20 protein-coding genes and 1 tRNA gene are annotated in these 18842 nt (G+C 65.6%); 7 read left to right on the top strand and 14 right to left on the bottom strand.

Annotated features, from left to right (window positions below; translation table 11 throughout):
* Positions 1–3: 3 nt before the first annotated feature.
* The 6 genes from IAQ70_RS00455 to IAQ70_RS00480 all read right to left on the bottom strand — a co-directional run bounded on the left by IAQ70_RS00455 (position 4) and on the right by IAQ70_RS00480 (position 4131).
* Positions 4–1119, bottom strand: a complete 1116-nt coding sequence (locus IAQ70_RS00455; protein WP_190987334.1) for a GNAT family N-acetyltransferase — start codon at positions 1117–1119, stop codon at positions 4–6.
* A 122-nt stretch (positions 1120–1241) separates the two neighbouring features.
* Complete coding sequence (rplA, locus tag IAQ70_RS00460; protein WP_190987335.1) at positions 1242–1949, bottom strand: 50S ribosomal protein L1; 708 nt, start codon at positions 1947–1949, stop codon at positions 1242–1244.
* Positions 1950–2132: 183 nt separating this feature from the next.
* Positions 2133–2564, bottom strand: a complete 432-nt coding sequence (rplK, locus tag IAQ70_RS00465; protein ID WP_190987336.1) for a 50S ribosomal protein L11 — start codon at positions 2562–2564, stop codon at positions 2133–2135.
* A 130-nt stretch (positions 2565–2694) separates the two neighbouring features.
* Positions 2695–3576 carry a transcription termination/antitermination protein NusG gene (nusG, locus tag IAQ70_RS00470; RefSeq protein WP_190987337.1) on the bottom strand — a complete coding sequence of 294 codons (882 nt, stop codon included), beginning with the start codon at positions 3574–3576 and terminating at the stop codon, positions 2695–2697.
* A gap of 116 nt (positions 3577–3692) precedes the next feature.
* A complete protein-coding gene (gene secE / locus IAQ70_RS00475) occupies positions 3693–3977 on the bottom strand; it encodes a preprotein translocase subunit SecE (protein WP_190987338.1) in 285 nt (94 codons plus the stop codon).
* Positions 3978–4058: 81 nt separating this feature from the next.
* Positions 4059–4131, bottom strand: a tRNA-Trp gene (locus IAQ70_RS00480).
* A 270-nt stretch (positions 4132–4401) separates the two neighbouring features.
* Here IAQ70_RS00480 and IAQ70_RS00485 point away from each other — a divergent pair.
* Entirely contained in the window at positions 4402–5619 is a 1218-nt protein-coding gene (locus tag IAQ70_RS00485; RefSeq protein ID WP_190987339.1) for a pyridoxal phosphate-dependent aminotransferase, read from the top strand.
* 148 nt (positions 5620–5767) lie between these two features.
* On the opposite strand, the gene IAQ70_RS00490 is transcribed toward IAQ70_RS00485, so the two are convergent.
* Positions 5768–6451, bottom strand: coding sequence for a LuxR C-terminal-related transcriptional regulator (locus IAQ70_RS00490; protein ID WP_190987340.1), 684 nt, complete (start codon positions 6449–6451; stop codon positions 5768–5770).
* Positions 6448–7896, bottom strand: a complete 1449-nt coding sequence (locus IAQ70_RS00495; RefSeq protein ID WP_190987341.1) for an ATP-binding protein — start codon at positions 7894–7896, stop codon at positions 6448–6450. Before IAQ70_RS00495 ends, IAQ70_RS00490 begins: the two co-directional genes overlap by 4 nt.
* 124 nt (positions 7897–8020) lie before the next feature.
* On the opposite strand from IAQ70_RS00495, the gene IAQ70_RS00500 reads away from it, so the two are divergent.
* The 5 genes from IAQ70_RS00500 to IAQ70_RS00520 all read left to right on the top strand — a co-directional run bounded on the left by IAQ70_RS00500 (position 8021) and on the right by IAQ70_RS00520 (position 12112).
* Positions 8021–9592: a PspC domain-containing protein gene (locus IAQ70_RS00500; protein ID WP_190987342.1), complete on the top strand. Its 1572-nt coding sequence runs from the start codon at positions 8021–8023 to the stop codon at positions 9590–9592.
* A 1-nt stretch (position 9593) separates the two neighbouring features.
* Entirely contained in the window at positions 9594–9887 is a 294-nt protein-coding gene (locus IAQ70_RS00505; RefSeq protein ID WP_190987343.1) for a hypothetical protein, read from the top strand.
* A gap of 3 nt (positions 9888–9890) precedes the next feature.
* Entirely contained in the window at positions 9891–10142 is a 252-nt protein-coding gene (locus IAQ70_RS00510) for a PspC domain-containing protein (protein WP_190987344.1), read from the top strand.
* A gap of 200 nt (positions 10143–10342) precedes the next feature.
* Positions 10343–11368, top strand: a complete 1026-nt coding sequence (locus tag IAQ70_RS00515; protein ID WP_190987345.1) for an ATP-dependent 6-phosphofructokinase — start codon at positions 10343–10345, stop codon at positions 11366–11368.
* A gap of 27 nt (positions 11369–11395) precedes the next feature.
* Positions 11396–12112: a GNAT family N-acetyltransferase gene (locus tag IAQ70_RS00520; protein WP_190987346.1), complete on the top strand. Its 717-nt coding sequence runs from the start codon at positions 11396–11398 to the stop codon at positions 12110–12112.
* Between the two features lie 19 nt (positions 12113–12131).
* Here IAQ70_RS00520 and IAQ70_RS00525 read toward each other — a convergent pair whose 3' ends face one another.
* The 6 genes from IAQ70_RS00525 to IAQ70_RS00550 all read right to left on the bottom strand — a co-directional run bounded on the left by IAQ70_RS00525 (position 12132) and on the right by IAQ70_RS00550 (position 17617).
* Complete coding sequence (locus IAQ70_RS00525) at positions 12132–13655, bottom strand: DHA2 family efflux MFS transporter permease subunit (RefSeq protein ID WP_190987347.1); 1524 nt, start codon at positions 13653–13655, stop codon at positions 12132–12134.
* Between the two features lie 2 nt (positions 13656–13657).
* The gene (locus tag IAQ70_RS00530) at positions 13658–14107 is read right to left on the bottom strand and encodes an ankyrin repeat domain-containing protein (protein ID WP_190987348.1); all 450 of its coding nucleotides are present in this window, start codon (positions 14105–14107) and stop codon (positions 13658–13660) included.
* On the bottom strand, positions 14107–15189 hold the full coding sequence (gene ygfZ / locus IAQ70_RS00535) for a CAF17-like 4Fe-4S cluster assembly/insertion protein YgfZ (RefSeq protein WP_190987349.1): 1083 nt from the start codon (positions 15187–15189) through the stop codon (positions 14107–14109). Before ygfZ ends, IAQ70_RS00530 begins: the two co-directional genes overlap by 1 nt.
* Before the next feature lie 96 nt (positions 15190–15285).
* A complete protein-coding gene (locus tag IAQ70_RS00540) occupies positions 15286–16008 on the bottom strand; it encodes a flavodoxin family protein (protein WP_190987350.1) in 723 nt (240 codons plus the stop codon).
* A gap of 91 nt (positions 16009–16099) precedes the next feature.
* A complete protein-coding gene (locus IAQ70_RS00545) occupies positions 16100–16714 on the bottom strand; it encodes a nitrobindin family protein (RefSeq protein WP_190987351.1) in 615 nt (204 codons plus the stop codon).
* Between the two features lie 168 nt (positions 16715–16882).
* Positions 16883–17617 (bottom strand): permease, encoded by a 735-nt coding sequence (locus tag IAQ70_RS00550; RefSeq protein ID WP_190987672.1) that lies wholly within the window; start codon positions 17615–17617, stop codon positions 16883–16885.
* Positions 17618–17996: 379 nt separating this feature from the next.
* On the opposite strand from IAQ70_RS00550, the gene IAQ70_RS00555 reads away from it, so the two are divergent.
* Positions 17997–18695, top strand: a complete 699-nt coding sequence (locus IAQ70_RS00555) for a winged helix-turn-helix transcriptional regulator (protein WP_190987352.1) — start codon at positions 17997–17999, stop codon at positions 18693–18695.
* Positions 18696–18842: the final 147 nt, after the last annotated feature.

Raw genomic sequence — 18842 nt, forward strand, 5'->3', positions numbered from 1 at the left:
GCATCATCCCAGCCGTTTCTGCCATTCACCCTCATAACCAGCAGGCTTGAATCCAAGCGATGTATTGATCGCCAGCATATGCTGGTTTTCCACGGCGTTCCACGTGAGCACCGAACGCGCCGCCGGCCACCGTTCCTGGGCAGCCCGCAGGTTCGCGGCCTTAGTCAGCAATCCAAGTTTCTTCCCGCGATGTTCGGCGGTGACCAAGGTGTCCTGCTGGATGATGCTCGCCGGAACGCCGGCCCGCCAGGTCAGGACCGTGTAAGCCACGAGCCGGCCCGTGCTCTCGTGCAAGGCTGCTGCGACCTGCGCCTGGATCCCGCCGCGGCCGTTTGCCCGCTCTTCATGCCGAACCCTGGCAGGGTCCCAATCCTCCGCCTCCCAGTTCAATCCGGCGGTGGGCACATCGATGGTCATGCGGTTCCTGAGGATCGCGTACTCGCCCACGAGCCACTCCGGGCATTTGTCAGCCCAAGCCACCACGGCGTAACCGCCGCCGGCCCGCCGGCGCGCGGCGCTCTCCAGTTCCTCAAGCTGGTCAGCCGGGACCGGAAGCGCCAAGCGGCTGGCCCGCTCCACCTGTTCCAGTTCATAACCGCAGCCGGCGGCAAAGGCCACGCTGGGATCATCTGCGGGAAGTCCCCCGGCCCCCGATTTGGCGGGAACAAGCCGCCCGGCCCGCTCCACCGTGTCGGCGGGCAACTCACAGTAGGCGTCCAGCGAGGTCCTGGCACGCGCCGTTGCCACGGCTTCCGCATACTCCAACAGCCTCCGCCCCCGGCCCTGCCGCCGGTAGCCAGTCGACACCAGGACGTTGATGCCCGCTGTAGTCGTGTTTTCACGCAATGGCAGCGTCACCGAACACATGCCCACGGCGTCGCCGCCCTGCCGCGCCATGAACAGGTGCCGTTCCTCGTACTCGCTTCCTCGCCAATACTCCAGGTCTTCAAGGAGAGTGGGGCAGCGGTCCAGGTTGCCCCACTTCTCCAGTTCGTGCGCTTCCAGCAGCGCGTGGCACTCCTGGAACTCCGTGGCACTGTCCGGGCTTCCGTCGAGGACGTAGGTGCCGGCGTCGGGCGTTGGCGGGATCTTTACCGGAGTGATGGCCAGCGCTGTCATCACCCCAGCCTAGCCATCCGGACTGTTCAGTCGAGTGACGGGTAAAAAACAAAGACCGCCCGGCGACATGCCGGACGGTCTTTGGTGTGCCGGACAGGTCCGGCGGGGAGTCGCTGTGAGGATTAGACCTCGGTCAGGACCTTCGTGACGTTGGGGTCAACGGAGATGCCGGGACCGAACGTGGTGGCCACGGTGGCCTTCTGGATGTAGCGGCCCTTGGAAGCGGACGGCTTCAGGCGAAGGACCTCTTCCAGTGCTGCCGCGTAGTTCTCGGCAAGCTTGAGGGCGTCGAAGGAGACCTTGCCGATGATGAAGTGCAGGTTCGAGTGCTTGTCGACGCGGAAGTCGATCTTGCCGCCCTTGATGTCGTTGACAGCCTTGGCGACGTCAGCGGTCACGGTGCCGGTCTTCGGGTTCGGCATCAGGTTACGCGGACCCAGGACCTTACCGAGGCGGCCAACCTTGCCCATGAGGTCAGGGGTGGCAACGGCGGCGTCGAAGTCGGTCCAGCCGCCCTGGATCTTTTCGATCAGGTCATCGGAACCAACGAAGTCGGCGCCGGCAGCGATTGCTGCCTCAGCCTTGTCGCCCGTTGCGAAAACCAGGACGCGGGAGACCTTACCGGTGCCGTGGGGCAGGATAACGGTGCCGCGGACCATCTGGTCAGCCTTGCGAGGGTCAACGCCCAGGCGGAAGGCAACCTCAACGGTGGCGTCGAACTTGGACGGGTTGGTGTCCTTGGCGAGCGTTACTGCCTCGAACGGCGCGTAGAACTTCTCCGCGTCGATCTTGGCGGCTGCTGCCTCATATGCTTTGCTGCGCTTTGCCATGCTGCTTATTTCTCCTTGTGCAGTTGTGGTCTGCGGACCGCGCTGGGCCCTGCCACAGTTGGTGAACGGGCTCGTTATCCGTGCCCGGTTCCCAACATTTCAATTTCGGTGGTGCCGGTTCCCCGGCGGTGCCGCCCGTCGTCGTGATCGGTTTCCCGAACCCAACATTTGGCAGCGAGGGAATTAACCCTCGACGGTGATACCCATGGAGCGGGCGGTGCCGGCGATGATCTTCGCTGCGCCTTCGAGGCTTGTGGCGTTGAGGTCTTCCATCTTGGTGGAGGCGATCTCGTTGACCTGGGCCTGGGTCAGCTTTGCAACCTTGACGGTGTGCGGGGTGGGTGAACCCTTGGCAACGCCTGCAGCCTTCTTGATGAGCTCTGCAGCCGGCGGGGTCTTGGTGATGAACGTGAAGGAACGGTCTTCGTAGACCGTGATTTCCACGGGGATAACGTTTCCGCGCTGGGCTTCTGTGGCAGCGTTGTACGCCTTGCAGAATTCCATGATGTTGACACCGTGCTGGCCAAGCGCAGGACCGATCGGCGGAGCCGGGTTAGCGGCGCCTGCCTGGATCTGCAGCTTGATGAGGCCGGTGACCTTCTTCTTGGGAGCCAATGTAAGGTCCTTCTCTCAATATCTTCCTGGGACACAGGAGCGTGCCTCAGGTTGTTGGCCGCCATGGCGAGGCGGCCGGCCGTTCCGGGGCTGCTAAGCGGGCAGTCCGGAACGAATTCTGTGCGGGTTGCTAGATCTTGCTGACCTGGTTGAACGCCAGGGTGACAGGAGTCTCACGTTCGAAGATCGACACGAGGACCACGAGCGTCTGGGATTCAACCTTGATCTCGGAGATCGTGGCGGGGAGGGTCTCGAACGGACCTTCCTTGACGATGACCGACTCGCCGACCTCGAAGTCGACGTCAACCGGGGTCTGCGACTGCTTGTTGACCGGCTTGCCCTTTTCGGCCTGCTCTTCTTCAAAGACCGGCGCGAGCATGGAGAAGACTTCGTCGAGGCGCAGCGGCACCGGGTTGTGGGCGTTGCCCACGAAGCCGGTCACACCGGGAGTGTGGCGGACGGCGCCCCAGGAGGCATCCGTCAGGTCCATGCGGACAAGCACGTAGCCGGGAATGCGGACGCGGTTGATGACCTTGCGCTGGGCGTTCTTGATCTCCACGACTTCTTCCATGGGCACCTGGATTTCGAAGATGTAATCTTCCATGTCCAGGGTCTGGATGCGGGTCTCAAGGTTGGCCTTGACGCGGTTTTCGTAACCGGCGTAGGAGTGGATGACGTACCAGTCACCCTCCTGGCGGCGCAGCTTGGCTTTGAATTCGTCGGCGGGGTCGACCTCGGCCTTGGCGGCTGCAGCTGCCAGGGCGTCTGCCTCAGCGTCGTCGCCTTCTGAATCGCCTTCTGAATCGGCGTCGTCGCCTTCGGAGTCGCCGTCTGAATCGGCGTCCTCTGCAGCGGAATCGTCGGCAACATCAGAATCGTTGTCGGCGTCGGCAGATTCGGGCGCAGCGGACTCGACCTCGGACTCTTCACCGGCTTCGACCGTGGGGGCCGCCGTGTTGTCCGTGGACTCTTCCAGCTCAGTCTCGGTTACCTCGAGCTCCTGCTCAGACACTTGGTCTCCTGCTTCCTCATTGCCTAACATGCCTATTTAAATGGCTCAATTCCGCACACCCCGTGGATTCTTACCGGTTACCCGGTCAGTGCCACGCGGCCTGCGGACGGTGCGCCTTAGCGGTCCCCGGGAGCGATCCCGCCGAAGACCCAGCTGACCGCGGTTCCAAAACCGAGATCCAGAATGCTAACGATCACCATCATGATGGCGACGAACACCAGCACCACGAGCGTGTAATTGATCAGTTCCTTGCGGGTTGGTGCAACAACCTTCTTCAGCTCGCCGATGACCTGGCGGACGAAGAGTGCAATACGGGCGAAGAAGCTTGCCTTGGCGGCCTTCTTAGCTGGGCGGCCCTTGGAGCTGCTGGCAGCTGTTTCGGTCACCTGGTCCTCGCTCATCTTTGCAATGTTGGATTACCCGGTCCAGATCAGAACCATGGTTACTGCGCGTGCTCCGGCATTACGCCGGAACAGCTTGCGCAGGGCAGACAGGACTCGAACCTGCAACCTGCGGTTTTGGAGACCGCTGCGCTACCAATTGCGCCACTACCCTTTGGGAGGAAAACGAAATCCTGCCGTGATCGCCAGCTTTCACTGGGGCGCACGTCATCATCCGTGTTTCAACACCGGAGAACAAGTCTACGCAACAACTTCGTCTACGTCGAACCAGCCTCGTTCCGGACCTCCGTTTCGCCGTCATATGTGCCCCTGGCCTGCAGTCACATCCACGCCGGCAATCCGAACGATCCGGTGAACAGCATAGAGTAGATCTCGTCGAATTCCACCATCAGCCCTCGGGCTGCAAGCGAAGAACGGACCCGCCATGTCTTCCGCCCGCGTTTCCCAGCGCATATCCGCCATTGCCGAATCCGCAACCCTGGCCGTTGACGCCAAGGCCAAGGCGCTGAAGGCAGCCGGCCGGCCGGTCATTGGCTTCGGCGCGGGCGAACCGGACTTTCCCACCCCGGACTACATCGTAAAGGCGTCCATCGAGGCAGCCGGCCAGCCCAAATACCACCGCTACTCTCCCGCCAGTGGCTTGCCGGAACTGAAGAAGGCCATTGCGGAAAAGACCCTGCGCGATTCCGGCTACACCGTTGACCCGTCCCAGGTGCTGGTGACCAACGGCGGCAAGCAGGCCGTTTACAACACCTTCGCCACGCTCGTGGATCCGGGCGACGAAGTGATTGTGCCCACGCCGTTCTGGACCACCTACCCGGAGGCCATCCGGCTCGCTGGCGGCGTTCCCGTAGAGGTTTTCGCCGGCCCGGAGCAGGACTACCTGGTCACAGTGGATCAGCTTGAGGCGGCCCTCACGGAGAAGTCCAAAATCCTGCTGTTTGTGTCGCCGTCGAACCCCACCGGCGCGGTGTACTCCCCCGAGCAGGTCGCTGAAATCGGTAAGTGGGCCGCGTCCAAGGGCCTGTGGGTCGTCACCGACGAGATCTACGAGCACCTGACCTACGACGGCGTTCCGTTCACTTCCATCGCCACCGCGGCCCCGGAACTCGGCGACAAAGTGGTCATCCTCAACGGTGTGGCCAAGACCTACGCGATGACCGGATGGCGTGTCGGCTGGATGATCGGCCCGGCCGATGTCATCAAGGCCGCCACCAACCTGCAGTCCCACGCGACCTCCAATGTCTCCAACATCATGCAGATCGCCGCCCTCGCCGCCGTTTCCGGACCGCTGACCGCCGTCGACGAGATGAAGGTGGCCTTTGACCGCCGCCGCAAGGCGATCGTCGCGGGCCTGAACGCCATCGACGGGGTGGAATGCCCGACGCCGAAGGGCGCCTTCTACGTGTACGCGGACGTCCGCGGGCTGCTGGGGAAGGAATTCCCGACGGCGGCAGGCACCGCGACGCCGTCGACCTCCGCGGAACTGGCTGCCTTGATCCTGGACGAGGTCGAGGTTGCTGTCGTGCCGGGTGAGGCCTTCGGCCCCTCCGGCTTCCTGCGTCTCTCCTACGCCCTCGGCGACGAGGACCTGGCCACCGGCGTCGCCCGGCTCCAGGACTTCCTGGGCAAGGCCAAGTAGGGACGCTCTCTCACTTATTGCAGGAAAAACCGGAACGCTCTATCACTTTCTTTAGGAGAGTGATAGAGCGTTCCGGTTTAAACCGCATCAAGTGAGAGACCGATTGCGTATGAGCCGCATTAAGTGATAGAGCGTTTTGGGGGCGGGGCTAGAGGAGGCGGCGCTCCGCAGCCCACTTGGTCAGCTCGTGGCGGCTTGAAAGCTGGAGCTTGCGCAGCACCGCGGACACGTGGGTCTCCACGGTCTTGATGCTGATGAACAGCTCCTTGGCGACTTCCTTGTAGCTGTAACCGCGGGCGATCAGCCGCATCACTTCCAGTTCGCGGGCGGAGAGCTTGTCGAGTTCATTGTCGGCGATGTCGGCCGGCGCGGTGCCGAATGCATCCAGCACAAAGCCGGCCAGCCGGGGCGAGAACACGGCGTCGCCGCCCGCAACGCGGAACACGGCATCCGTGATCTCGGCGCCGGAAATGGTTTTGGTGACATAGCCGCGTGCCCCGGCCCGGATGACCGCCACCACGTCCTCGGCTGCGTCGGAGACACTGAGGGCCAGGAACTTTGTGGTCCCCAAGAGCGCTGCGGAGCCTGCGATGACCTCGCGTCCGCCGCCGCCCAGGCCGCCCGGCAGGTGCACGTCCAGCAGCACCACCTCGGGCCGTTCCCGGGCGATCACCGCAATGGCCTGCTCCACGGTGGCGGCCTCACCCACCACCTGGATGCTGGCGTCGAGGTCGGCTTTGAGGCCTGACCGGAAAATCCCGTGGTCGTCCACGATCACTACCCTGACGGACTGTGCCGGGCGATTGGGTGCGGTGCCCTGTGCGTTGTTCATAATCTTCCTTCTGCGTTATCCGGATGGCGCGCGGGCAGGCCCAAACGCACCTCGGTGCCGTTAGGGGTGCTGGTGATGGCGGCCGTCCCCCCGTGGCGCTTCATGCGTCCGATGATGGATTCCCGGACGCCCAGCCGGTCCTCGGGAACATCGTCCAGGTCGAAGCCCGGGCCCCGGTCCTTAACGAAGACTTCGACGCGGCCATCCGAGACCTCCAGGTACACGGAGACGGTTCCGCCGCCGTGCCGGGAGGCGTTCAGCATCGCCTCGCGGCTGGCCTGGACCAGGGCTTCATGGGCTTCGGTCATGGCGGTGTCCCCGACGCTGACCACCTCTACGGCGTTGCCCAGGAAATCCTCCACCTCGGCGGCCGCGGCCTTGATCCGGTCCGAAAGCTGGCCGGCTTCCTTGCCCGGGTCCTGGAACAGCCAGCCCCGCAGTTCACGCTCCTGCGCCCTGGCCAGGCGCACCACATCGTGTTCACTGCCGGCGCGCCGCTGGATCAGGGCCAGGGTCTGCAGCACGGAGTCGTGCAGGTGTGCTGCGATCTCGGCCCGCTCCGTTTCGCGGATCCTGCCCGAGCGCTCCGCTTCCAGGTCCCGCCAGAATTTCAGCGCCCACGGCAGCAGCACCAGCATCACCCCGCCCAGGACCGCCACCGATGCCAGCAGCGCCAGCCAGGTCTGTTCCCAGGAGCCGGAACCGGACACCATCACCAGCACACCGGCTACCACCAGCGCCAGGCCGGCAGCGAGACGCCCCCACCCGCCCGCCTGGTCTGCCTTGGTTTTGTCCACCAGTCCGGCGCGGCGGTTTTCGTCGAGCTGCATCCAGGCGATGGCTGCCCCGCCAAGCACGGCGGCAGCGGGGATGAGGGTCCCCAGCGGCACGTCCACGCCCAGGAGCTGGGCGATCATGATGCCCGCCACCAGCAGCAGACCGGTTCCCAGCAGGATCTCCTTGCCGTACCGCACACCGCGGACGCTGAACCACGGCGCAGTGGGGGCAGCGCCGTCACCGGCGCCGGGGAGGACAGCCAGGGGCGGGACAGCAGCGGGCGGAACAGCAGCACCGGAAGCACCCGCGCTGGAGCGCACCCCCGCAGCGGAGGCACCGGCGTCGGGCATTCCCCACAGCGGGGCCGACGGCGCGTGGCCGGTAAAGTGCGCCGCCGTTACGGGCGCCGGCGTGAGGCTCACGGCCGGGGCAATGGGCGACGCCGGACGCCGGGCGTTGCGCCGGGCGCTTTCGTCTGCCGTGGGGACCATGATCCACAGCCACGCGTAGAAAGCCAGCCCCGCACCACCCGCGAGTGTTGCGAGCGCCATGCCGGTCCTGACGTTTCGCACGGGCCAGCCCAGATGGGCCGCCAGGCCGGCACACACGCCCGCGATGACGCGGTCGGTGCTGCGGACCAGCGGGGGGCGGGTAAGTGCGGTGGTCATGAGTCAATCCAAGCACGGATCAGGGTCTCCCGGACCCGGTTGCGGCCGGAACCGGGGGTGACTCAGGGACGAGTCAGGGTGTTCCCCAATAGTGCCCGGCCGCCGCTGACGGCAGGATCGAAGTATGAACTCGCAGACCCCTATCCCCGACGACGGCCAGCCCACCGAACCCGTTCCACCGGGCGGTCAGGACCAGCCCACTGAGCCTCTTCCGCCCCGCGGACAGGACCAGCCCACCGAACCCCTCCTGCCGCCGCCCCCGGCCGCAGGCCAGCATCCCGGCCCGCAGGCGCCCGGGCAGCCGACTGACTTCTTCCCCTGGATCCGGAGCCACGGCATCTACCGTGGACGCGACCGGTGGATCGGCGGCGTTTCCAGCGGCATCGCACACCGGATGGGCATCGATCCGCTGATCGTCCGGGGCATCTTCATCGTCCTGACCCTGTTCGCCGGAATCGGCGTCCTGCTTTACGGCTTGGCCTGGGCCCTCCTGCCAGAGCCCGACGGGCGCATCCACGTCCAGGAGGCCGGCGCCGGCCGGTGGTCAAGCGGCATGACCGGCGCGCTGATCACCACAGTGCTCGGACTCACCGGCCTCGGCGGCGGATTCTGGGGCTGGAGCCACAACGGCTTCGGCGGATTCCTCTGGACCGTCTTCTGGGTGGGCGGTGCCATCTACGTCATCTACTACCTCACCCAACGGAACAAGGCCCGGAACGGAGCCCCCATGAACGCCACACCCCGGCCCGCCGGGGCCGGCGGCAACGCCGCCTTCGCAGCCCCCTATGCCACGCAATACCCCACGGCCCCCTACACGTCGCCCTACGCCGGGACGGATACCGGCTCCGCCGCAATTCCTCCCTACACCCCGACGCCGTCCGCAGGCTCCACGCCGCCCTCCGGCGGTGCGTTCCCGGGCGGTGACAAGTACGGTGGCGGCAGCTACGGTGGCGGCAGCTACGGCAGCGGGGGCTACGGCGGGAGCAATTACGACGGCGGCAGCTCGGGCGGCGGTAACTATGGCGGCGGCTACCAGGCAAAGGGCCCCGCCCAGGCACCACATGCCCGCCCCTCCGGCCCCGGCGCCCCTGCCGTGGCCGTCACCGCCGGCGTAGCGCTGCTGGTGGGCGGCGGACTGAAGGCCCTCGACGCCTTCAACGTGATCGATCTCGGCCAGTCCGCCAACGCCGTCGTATGGGCCAGCGGCGCAGCCGTGGTTGGCCTGGGCATCCTCATTGCAGGCCTCCGCGGTAAGACGGCGGGCATCCTCAGCCTCTTCGCCGTAGTAGCCCTGATCACGGGCGGTATCTACAACGTGGTGGGCAACAGCGACAGGGTCCGCTTCACTGACGTCAACTGGACGCCGGTAAGTATTGAACAGGCCCGGGACGGCTACAACGTCACCGCAGGTCGCGGCACTCTTGACCTCACCGACCTGAACGTCACCGCACCGCTGACGTCCGACGTCGTGGTTCCCCTTGACGTCACAGCCAGCAACGTCACGGTCGTGATCCCGGCGGACGTCCCCGTGACGGTCAGGGCCGATATGACCATGGGCAACATTCACGAAGGCGCCGACAGCCGCAGCGGAATCACCACCCGCGAAAGCAAGTACAACACCGACAAACGCGGAGCCAGCCTGATCGTGCAGATTGACGGCACCTTCAGCAACGTCACCATTCAGGAAGGAAACTGACATGAGCAGCTTTGATCCGGCACCGGATTCATCCAAGTCGGAAAGCACGACGCCGGCAACGCCGTCCGGAACCGACGCACCGCAGCAGCCATCCGCCCGCGTCGGCACCATAGTCTGGAGCCTCATCGTCCTGGCACTGGCCGCACTCATCATCGTCGCCCAGCTGGGCGTCGTGACGCTGAACGGCACCTATGTGCTGATCGGGCTCATGATCGGGGCCGGCGCGGCACTCGTCATCGGCGGCCTGCTCTCGGCCCGGAAACGTGACAACAAACCTACAACAGGGAAGTCTTGAACCATGGACAAGTTCTTCAGCATCGTCAGGGGCTTCGGCCTGAAACGCGGTCCCGAACGCTGGCTGGGAGGCGTGTGCGGCGGCATCGCAGCCAGGCTCAATGTGGATGTGGCCTTTGTGCGGATCGCTTTCCTGGTCTTCTGCCTCCTCCCGGGCCCCGCCGTTGTGATCTACCTCGCGGCGTGGCTGGTCCTTCCGGACCAGCGCAACTCCATCCCCCTGCAGAACTTCCTGGACCGCCGCGCAATCAGCTGATCAGGGCACCAGGCAGGACCCGGCGAGACAGGCCCCCGCACCGGAGAACCCCTTCGGACCGGGGGCCTTTTGCTGTCTCGCCTGAAAGGTGCCCTTTGTCACCGGTTTGTGTCGTAACGCACACGGCCGACTACAATCTAGGTGAGCTCAGCGTGGCGCTCTGCCCCTAACCCCCTTCACATCAGGATTTGAGCAGAGACATGAAAATTGGAATTCTCACCAGCGGTGGGGACTGCCCGGGACTGAATGCCGTGATCCGCGGAGCGGTCCTCAAAGGCATCGCCATCCACGGCCACGAATTCGTCGGCTTCCTGGACGGCTGGCGCGGTGTGGTCGAAGGCGACATCATCGACATCCCCCGCACCATGGTCCGCGGCATCGCCAAGCAGGGCGGCACCATCCTGGGCACCTCCCGCACCAACCCCTTCGAAAACGGCGGCGGCCCCGAAGTCATCAAGGCCCACATGGACCGCCTCGGCATCGACGCCATCATCGCGATCGGCGGCGAAGGGACCCTGGCAGCAGCAAAACGCCTCACCGACGCCGGCCTCAAAATCGTGGGCGTCCCCAAGACCGTGGACAACGACCTCGACGCCACCGACTACACCTTCGGCTTTGACACCGCAGTCCAGATTGCCACCGAGGCCATCGACCGCCTCCGCACCACCGGCGAGTCCCACCACCGGTGCATGATCGCCGAGGTCATGGGCCGCCACGTGGGCTGGATCGCCCTCCACGCCGGCATGGCAGCCGGCGCCCACGCCATCCTGATCCCGGAGCAGAAAGTCAGCATCGAACAGATCACCGAGTGGGTCCAGGAAGCCCATGACCGCGGCCGCGCGCCGCTGGTGGTGGTGGCCGAAGGCTTCGTGCCGGAACACATGGAAACCCCGCACTCCGAGCGCGGCCTGGACACCTTCGGACGCCCCCGCCTGGGCGGCATCGCGGACCAGCTGGCGCCCGAGATCGAGGCGCGGACCGGCATCGAAACCCGCGCCACCATCCTCGGCCACATCCAGCGCGGCGGCGTACCCTCAGCCTTCGACCGCGTCCTGGCCACCCGCCTGGGCATGGCCGCCATCGACTCGGTGGTGGAGGGATACTGGGGCACCATGGTGGCGCTCAAGGGCACCGACATCGAACACGTCGGCTTCGAGAAGGCCCTGGGCCAGCTCAAGACGGTTCCGCAGAAGCGCTACGACGAAGCGGCCGTCCTGTTCGGCTGAGCCGCGCATTCCCCCTAGGCTGGGGATATGACTCTTGACCCCGGTTCCGCCGCCATCGTCCAGCTCGCGTGGGCCCGGCACCTGGGGCTCGACGACGACGCTTTCGGTTCGTCCCTGGCGTCCGGCGAGCGGGTGGTCAGGGCCGACGAAACGGCCAAGACAGTGGAGTTCGTCAGGCTTTTCGGGAGCTCCGCCCTGGTGGGTCCGCAGTGGCTGATCCACGCCGCGGCCGGCATCCCGGATGACGAGATGGCCCACCACGTGACCCTCCTGACCCTGACCCGGTCCCACGGAGGCCACGGCCTCGGCGCTGCCGCACTGTTCTTCGCGGATGACCTTCCGCTCCGCCAGCCGGCCGAGGAGCTGACCGTGTCCCACGGCAACCCCGCGGCGATCGAGCTGGAAGGGCTTTGCCCGCCGGATGACGTCAACGAGGTGGGCCTGTCCGAGCTCGAAAACCGGTACACCATCGTGCATGAGGTGGACGGCCGGCAGGTGCCGGTGGCGTGCGGTGCATACGCGGAATGGGAGGGCCTGCTGGGCCACCTCGGAGTTCTGGTGGACCCCGAGTGGCGGCGGCGAGGACTGGGTTCCCTGGCAGCGTCGATCGCGGCCCACGAAGCACTCGCTGCCGGCCTGACTGTCCAGTGGCGGGCCGAAGTCAGCAACACCGGGGCCGTTGCCCTGGCGCGGCAGCTGGGCCTGACCGCGGGCGGGATCCAGACCAGCGTGCAGCTGGGCTGAGGCTCCTGCCGGCCCGCGCCTACGCGGGCCGGGAAGCGCCTTCCGGGGCCTCCCCGGCCACCGCAGGCGCCGGTCCTGCACCCCAGCCGTCAACGGCCTTTGGCTTGGCGAAGAACAGTGCCACAGCCGCGCCGAGCAGGATGACGGCCGCCGGCAGCATGATGGACTGGCCCATCGCCGTCGAGAATCCTTCATGGAGGGCCTCAGGCAGGGCTCCCCCGAACGACATGGGACTGGCGCCCTCTGCACCCCCGGGCGCGGCGGGCAGTTCGGCAGCCAGCCTGGATTGGATCAGCACGGCGATTGCGGCACTGCCCAGCACCGCGCCGATCTGCCGGGTGGTGTTGTAGACGCCTGACCCGGCACCGGCCTGGCGCGGCGGGAGGTTCCGCGTCGCGGTGGTACTCAGCGGAGCCCAGATCCCGGCGTTGGCGAACCCCAGCACGGCGCTGGGGAGCAGGAAGAGCCAGATGGGGGTGTCCGGGTGCATCAGTGCCGAGTTCCAGAAGAGGGCCACGGCCATCAGGACCAGACCGGTGGCAGTGATGTACTTCGGATTGACGCGGTCAATGATCTTGCCCACGACCGGCGCAAGACCGCCGGAAATCACGGCCATGGGAACCATCATGAGTGCCGACTGGGTAGGCGTCAGGCCGCGGACCACCTGGTAATAGAAAATCAGGGGCAGGCTAAAGGCTGTGACCGTGAAACCCACGGTGGTGATGCCAATATTCGCGAGCGAGAAATTGCGGTCCCTGAAGAGTGCCAGGGGCAGTAGCGGCTCACCCTTGTTGAACCGCTGCCAAAGAACGAACACCACGAGTACGGCAAGGCCAGCAATGATGAGTCCCCACACCGTGATAGGCCCGCTGATGGTCCCCCAGTTGTAGGTCTCGCCTTCCTGGATTCCGAAAACCAGCAGAAAGAGGCCGACGGCGCTGAGTAGGACGCCGGGGATGTCGAATTTGTGCGGGTGGGTGCTGAGGGACGGCACGAACCGCCACGCAAGGATGAACCCGACGACGCCCACCGGTATGTTGATGAAGAAGATCCACTCCCAGCCCAGGCCATCCACCAGGACGCCGCCCAGGATTGGGCCCACTAAAGTGGCCACACCCGCTGTGGCGCCCCAGATGCCCATCGCGGCACCGCGCCTGTCCGGTGGAAAGATCCGCGTGATGACGGCCATGGTTTGCGGGGTCATGATGGCGGCACCGAGGCCTTGGAGTACCCGGGCCATGATGAGCGTCTGGACGTCACCGGAGAGTCCGCACCACAGCGAGGCCAGGGTGAAGACCACCAGGCCGGCAAGGTACAGGCGCTTCGGCCCGAAGCGGTCGCCCAGCCTGCCCGTGATGAGCAGCGGGACCGCGTAGGCAAGCAGGTACGCGCTGGTCACCCAGATCACCGAATTGATGTCGGTGTTCAGGCCTTCCATGATCCGGGGATTGGCCACGGAGACGATGGTGGTGTCGATCAGGATCATGAAGAACCCGATCACGAGGGACCAAAGGGCGGGCCAGGGCCTTGCGACATTCTCCAAGTTCAGTTTCCCAACAGTTCGAGGATTTCGGTGCGGGCGAACATCTGCGCCGCCGCGCGCGCCGAGGGTGTGCCGGCGTCCGGATCAGCACCGGCCTCCAGCAGGGCTTTGGCGACGTCCGTGTACCCCTTGAAGGCGGCGCCGGCCAGCGGCGTCTGGCCGCGGTCGTTTGCCTTGCCGGCCTCCGCCCCGTGCTGGAGGATCAGCCGCACCGTTTCGGCGTGGCCATGGTAGGCGGCCAGCATCAGGAGGGAGTCCCCGGCGGCGTTGGTCATGGAAGCCGGGGCGCCGGCGTCCAGGTACGCCCGCAGCAGCCCGGTATCTCCGTCCCGGGCGGCCTGGAAGAGTTTCGCTGCCAACGCGAGGGTTTCCTCGTCCGGCGCTTGGGTGCCGGGCGGTGTGGAGGTCGTGGAGCCAGGCGTCGTGGAGCCAGGCGCGGAGTTTTCGGTCATCAGCGGGTCCCCCTGAGGAATCCTGTCTGGCGCCCGACTACCTGACCGGCGTCGGGGGCAACAATCACTTCCTGGGCGGCGGTGTAGGGTTCCTCGCCGTCCAGCACGGTCAGCATTTCATCCGGCGCCACGGACCGCTTGATGACAGCCAGGGCAACGGGACCCATTTCGTAGTGCTGTGCCACGGAGGTGACTGTCCCTACTTTCCGCTCGCCGAGCAGGACCTGGCTGCCCGGTGCAGGCATGGTGTGCTGGGACCCGTCCAGCTGCAGGAAGACCAGGCGCCGCGGCGGGTGCCCCAGGTTGTGCACCCGCGCGATGGTCTCCTGGCCCTTGTAGCAGCCCTTCGCCAGGTGCACGGCGGTGCGGAGGAGGTCCAGTTCGTGCGGAATGGTTTTGTCGTCGGTTTCAGCGCCCAGCCGGGGGCGCCAGGCGGCGATGCGGAGGGCTTCGGCGGCCATCATCCCGGCCAGCGGCCGGTCCCCCACCGTCTGTTCCAGTTCGGCGGCAGGCACCAGGTACTCGATCCACGGCCGTTCCAGGCCGGGGTGTCCTTCTTCGGGGACCACCGCATACGAGTAACCCCCGGCACCCACGTGCGGCCACGGATCGCGCCAGGCGAGCAGCCCGGCCCAGTCCGCTACTTCCTTGGTGGACCCGAGCACTGCCCAGTCGCCGGAGACGTCGCTGATTTCCACCCGGAGCGTGAACTTCATCTTGTTCAGCCACTCGGCCAGCGGGCCAGCCTCTGCGGCCTCGACGATCAGCCAGGTGGTCCCGCCGTCGTCCACTACCCGGGCGTCAAACTCTATCCGGCCCTGGACGCTGAGCAGGAGCAGCTCGCTCGATTCCCGCGGCTGCAGGCCGGTGACCTGCTGGGAGGACAGGGTGTTCAGCCATGTCAGCCGGTCCGGACCGCTGACGGTCACCACGCCGCGGTGGGAAAGGTCGACGACGGCGGTTCCGGCTGCGAGCGCGCGCTGCTCGCGCAGCGGCTCACCGTAGTGGGCGGCGACGCCGGCGTCCGCGCCGGCGGCCTCGACGGCGCCAGGGCGCGACAGGAGTGGGCTAGGGGTAGTCATACAGGCGGCAACGTCCTTTAGTCAGTGAGTATTCCGTTGGGGCCACCCCCGCCGGGTTCCCTGGCCGAGCTTGCGAGGTCAGGGTGCGGGTGGGGATTAGCGGTATTCCGGGTTTTCGAAATCGAAGCGCGTGCCGGCTTTCCATTCTTCGGGAAGGTTTCCGTACGCGGGAATCCCGCCGGCGTCCTTGAGCATCCGGGCAAGGTGCAGCAGGTTCCAGGTCATGAAGGTGGTGTTGCGGTTCGTGAAGTCGGACTCCGGGCCGCCGGAGCCCTCGTCCAGGTAGCTCGGCCCCGGGCCCACGGGCCCGATCCAGCCGGCGTCCGCCTGGGGCGGGATGGTGAAGCCGATGTGCTGCAGGCTGTACAGGACGTTCATGGAGCAGTGCTTGATGCCGTCTTCGTTGCCGGTGATGAGGCAGCCGCCCGCTTTGGGGTAGAACGCCCACTGGCCTCTGCTGTTGAGTTGGCCCGAGTGGGCATAGAGCCGCTCAATGAGCTTCTTGGTCTGTGAGGAGTTGTCGCCAAGCCAGATCGGACCGGCCACCACCACAATGTCCGCTTCGTCAACAGCCGGGTACAGTGCCGGCCACTCATCGGTTGTCCAGCCGTGCTCGGTCATGTCCGGATACACGCCGCTGGCGATGTCATGATCCACTGTCCTGATCACCCGCGTGCTGACGCCCTGTTTTTCCATGATGAGGCGGCTGACCTCAATGAGACCCCCGGTGTTGCTGGATTCCGGGGACCTCTTCAGCGTCCCGTTGAAATACAGCGCCTTCAGGTCGCTGTAGTCGGTGGTGTTCTGCGGTGCCGCCATGATGCTCCCCTGGTTCACTGGCGCGGGCTGACCCGTGCGGACTGGGCTGTGGAAGCCCAGTCTACTGATGGTCAGTGAAACAGGAGCCGGGTCAGGAGACTTTCTTCAGGAAGGCAGACGCGTGCGCTTCAAGGCCGCTGCCGGGCGTCGAGGCGCCACCCGTGGCGACGTCCCAGCGCCAGAGCAGGTTGCCGTCCACCAGGCCGAAGATGCGCGTGGCGGCGCTGTAGTCCTTCGAATGGCTTCCGCGCATCACCATATCGGTGGTGAGCTGGATCTGGGGGCCCTTGATCTGCCCGTAATAGAGCTCGGAGATGCCGCCGGGGTGCGCGATGGACACCGAGATGTCGAAGCCGCCGTCCTTGTTGCGCAGGGCTTCGACCTCGTCGGCGCTCTTGAGCGCCGGCACAATGTCGGCCGGGATCAGGCCCGGGCCGCCGTCGGCGTCCAGCTGTTTGCGTTCAAGCGCCCAGAAACCGGTCTCAACCGTGAGCGGCCTAAGGCGCGTTCCGTCGTCGTCCGTCAACCAGCTCTCCGCACGGTACTGCAGGTACGGCAGGCCGTTGTGTGTGAAGGAGACGTGCTGGACGAAGTGTTCCGAATCCTCATCCCCGCTGCCGAGCCGGCCGCTGCCCTCCCACTCACCAATGAGCCAGGAAAGCGGAACAAGTTCCGGTGTCAGGTCTGTAGGAATCTCTATCGGCACAACAATTACCTCAGGAAATCGCTAGCTGCGGGACGGGTTTACTTCTGGCCTTTGAAGAGGCGGTAAACCACAAAGCCGGCAAACCAGGCCATGGAAAGGCTGGCGACGCCGAGCAGGACAAGGAAGAAGATTTCAAATGCAAGTACGGACATGATGCCATCCTAACCGTTAGTAGATGAGTAGTTTGTCTATGAAGTAGGCGAGGGAACCCACAGCGGACACGGGTGCCAGACCCATGCTAAGGGCCGCGGCGAGATTCAGCGGAGCCCCGCGGAGTGTGACGAGCCGGCGGAAGCTGACCAGGACAGCGCCAACCACCACGCCGAAGATCGCGGCGGGCAACACGGCAAGGTCGGAGAAGACCAGCCCTGCGAGCGGTCCCGCAAGACCCGCCAGGACGATGCCCAGCGGAGCAACCACCCTGTCCGGCCAGCGGATGAGCCCGGCGAACAGAGCCACGGCGGCACTGATGGCTGCCACCAGCATCATTTCGCGGACCCCGTTGAACCGGGCACCGGCTATCCATCCGGCGCCGAGGCAGGAGAGGAGCACCCCGGCGCAGCAGCCCAGCGTGGATTCCAGCCGCTGGGCCTGGCCGGTGCCGCGAATGAGCTGCACCACAAAGACGGCCATCATCCCCAGCGCCATGAAGGCGGGTGTCCAGTCCAGGAAACCCGGCGCCGGGACCAGGCCGGCGGCGATTGCGGATCCGACGCCAGGCAGGGCAATGACAGCGGCAAGCGTCTTCTTCGCCGGAATGCGGAGGAAATGGGGCCAGCCGACGCCTACCGCCACAGCAATGGCACTGGCGACGCCAACGAGTGCCTCCGGCGAGACGTACACGCCAACAATGATGGCTACGAGCCCCGCCACGCCTATCAGGCCAATGACCCAGGAGCCCAGCGACCGCGCCGGGGCCCGTTCTTCCCCGCTCACGCTGATCCCAGCCCTTCCGGTCCGCCGTTTCGACACTGCACTCAATTCGCTGCATTCCCATTCTGGCTATAGCCCGGCGGCTTGCCCTCCGCGGGAGGGCATTCTGCCCCACGGCTCAATCCTGCCTTATATGACTCGGATATGTCGCAAAACGAAGGTCCGCAGCGGCGGAATCCCTGTTCGCGGGAACACCGTTCGGTATACTCAAAGTTCAGCTATGCTTCCTGCAACGGTTGCCGGCCGGACAGATGTTTTGCCGGCCCAAGATCGTGGCAGTGAGCTGGTTCCAGCCGGTGAAAACCCGGTTCAGTCGCCCGAAGATGCGCGGACGCCCCTTGGAGGAACAATGTCGCACATCCTGCTATTGACGAACAGCACCGGGTCATCGGTGGACATTCTGCCTGCCCTCGAATTACTGAATCATCGCGTGCACATCCTCGCCGCTGAGCCCACCGCCCTGCTGGAGACTGATCCGTGCGACATCGTGCTGCTGGATGCCCGCAAGGACCTGGTGGGCGCCCGTTCCCTCACGCAGTTGCTGAAGGCAACCGGGTTGAGCGCACCGCTTGTCCTGATCCTGACCGAAGGCGGCATGGCTGCCGTTTCTTCGGCCTGGGCTGTGGACGATATTGTGCTCGACTCCGCTGGTCCGGCCGAGGTGGAAGCACGCATCAGGCTCTCGGTGGCAAGGGCAGTTCCCGAACAGGACGATGCTCCCACGGAGATCCGGGCAGCCGGGGTGGTTATCGACGAGGCCAGTTACACGGCCCGCGTCAACGGCGCACCGCTGAACCTGACATTCAAGGAGTTCGAACTCCTCAAGTACCTGGCCCAGCACCCCGGCCGCGTCTTCACCCGCCAGCAACTGCTCACCGAGGTTTGGGGCTATGACTACTACGGCGGCACCCGGACCGTTGATGTCCATGTCCGCCGCCTCAGGGCCAAACTCGGGGCGGACCACGAAAACCTGATCAGCACGGTCCGCAACGTCGGCTACCGCCTCACCCTGGTGCGGCAGCAGGAGGACGAGCTGACGGAAGCCTGACAGCCGGCATCCGGAATTAACACAACAGCCCCGGACCACCTCAAGTGGTCCGGGGCTGTTGTTGCATATTTCGTGGAGGACATACGGGTCGAACGTATCGAGGCCACCCCACTGGTGGATCCCCCTCGCTCCCGCCAGTCTCCTGCC

Source organism: Pseudarthrobacter sulfonivorans (assembly GCF_014712225.1).
Classification (GTDB): domain Bacteria; phylum Actinomycetota; class Actinomycetes; order Actinomycetales; family Micrococcaceae; genus Arthrobacter; species Arthrobacter sulfonivorans.

Bases quoted from the DNA above. Each gene is read 5' to 3' on its own strand.
- IAQ70_RS00455 (WP_190987334.1), bottom strand. From the start codon at position 1,119: ATGACAGCGCTGGCCATCACTCCGGTAAAGATCCCGCCAACGCCCGAC.
- rplA (WP_190987335.1), bottom strand. From the start codon at position 1,949: ATGGCAAAGCGCAGCAAAGCATATGAGGCAGCAGCCGCCAAGATCGAC.
- secE (WP_190987338.1), bottom strand. From the start codon at position 3,977: ATGAGCGAGGACCAGGTGACCGAAACAGCTGCCAGCAGCTCCAAGGGC.
- IAQ70_RS00485 (WP_190987339.1), top strand. From the start codon at position 4,402: ATGTCTTCCGCCCGCGTTTCCCAGCGCATATCCGCCATTGCCGAATCC.
- IAQ70_RS00490 (WP_190987340.1), bottom strand. From the start codon at position 6,451: ATGAACAACGCACAGGGCACCGCACCCAATCGCCCGGCACAGTCCGTC.
- IAQ70_RS00495 (WP_190987341.1), bottom strand. From the start codon at position 7,896: ATGACCACCGCACTTACCCGCCCCCCGCTGGTCCGCAGCACCGACCGC.
- IAQ70_RS00500 (WP_190987342.1), top strand. From the start codon at position 8,021: ATGAACTCGCAGACCCCTATCCCCGACGACGGCCAGCCCACCGAACCC.
- IAQ70_RS00505 (WP_190987343.1), top strand. From the start codon at position 9,594: ATGAGCAGCTTTGATCCGGCACCGGATTCATCCAAGTCGGAAAGCACG.
- IAQ70_RS00510 (WP_190987344.1), top strand. From the start codon at position 9,891: ATGGACAAGTTCTTCAGCATCGTCAGGGGCTTCGGCCTGAAACGCGGT.
- IAQ70_RS00515 (WP_190987345.1), top strand. From the start codon at position 10,343: ATGAAAATTGGAATTCTCACCAGCGGTGGGGACTGCCCGGGACTGAAT.
- IAQ70_RS00520 (WP_190987346.1), top strand. From the start codon at position 11,396: ATGACTCTTGACCCCGGTTCCGCCGCCATCGTCCAGCTCGCGTGGGCC.
- IAQ70_RS00530 (WP_190987348.1), bottom strand. From the start codon at position 14,107: ATGACCGAAAACTCCGCGCCTGGCTCCACGACGCCTGGCTCCACGACC.
- ygfZ (WP_190987349.1), bottom strand. From the start codon at position 15,189: ATGACTACCCCTAGCCCACTCCTGTCGCGCCCTGGCGCCGTCGAGGCC.
- IAQ70_RS00540 (WP_190987350.1), bottom strand. From the start codon at position 16,008: ATGGCGGCACCGCAGAACACCACCGACTACAGCGACCTGAAGGCGCTG.
- IAQ70_RS00555 (WP_190987352.1), top strand. From the start codon at position 17,997: ATGTCGCACATCCTGCTATTGACGAACAGCACCGGGTCATCGGTGGAC.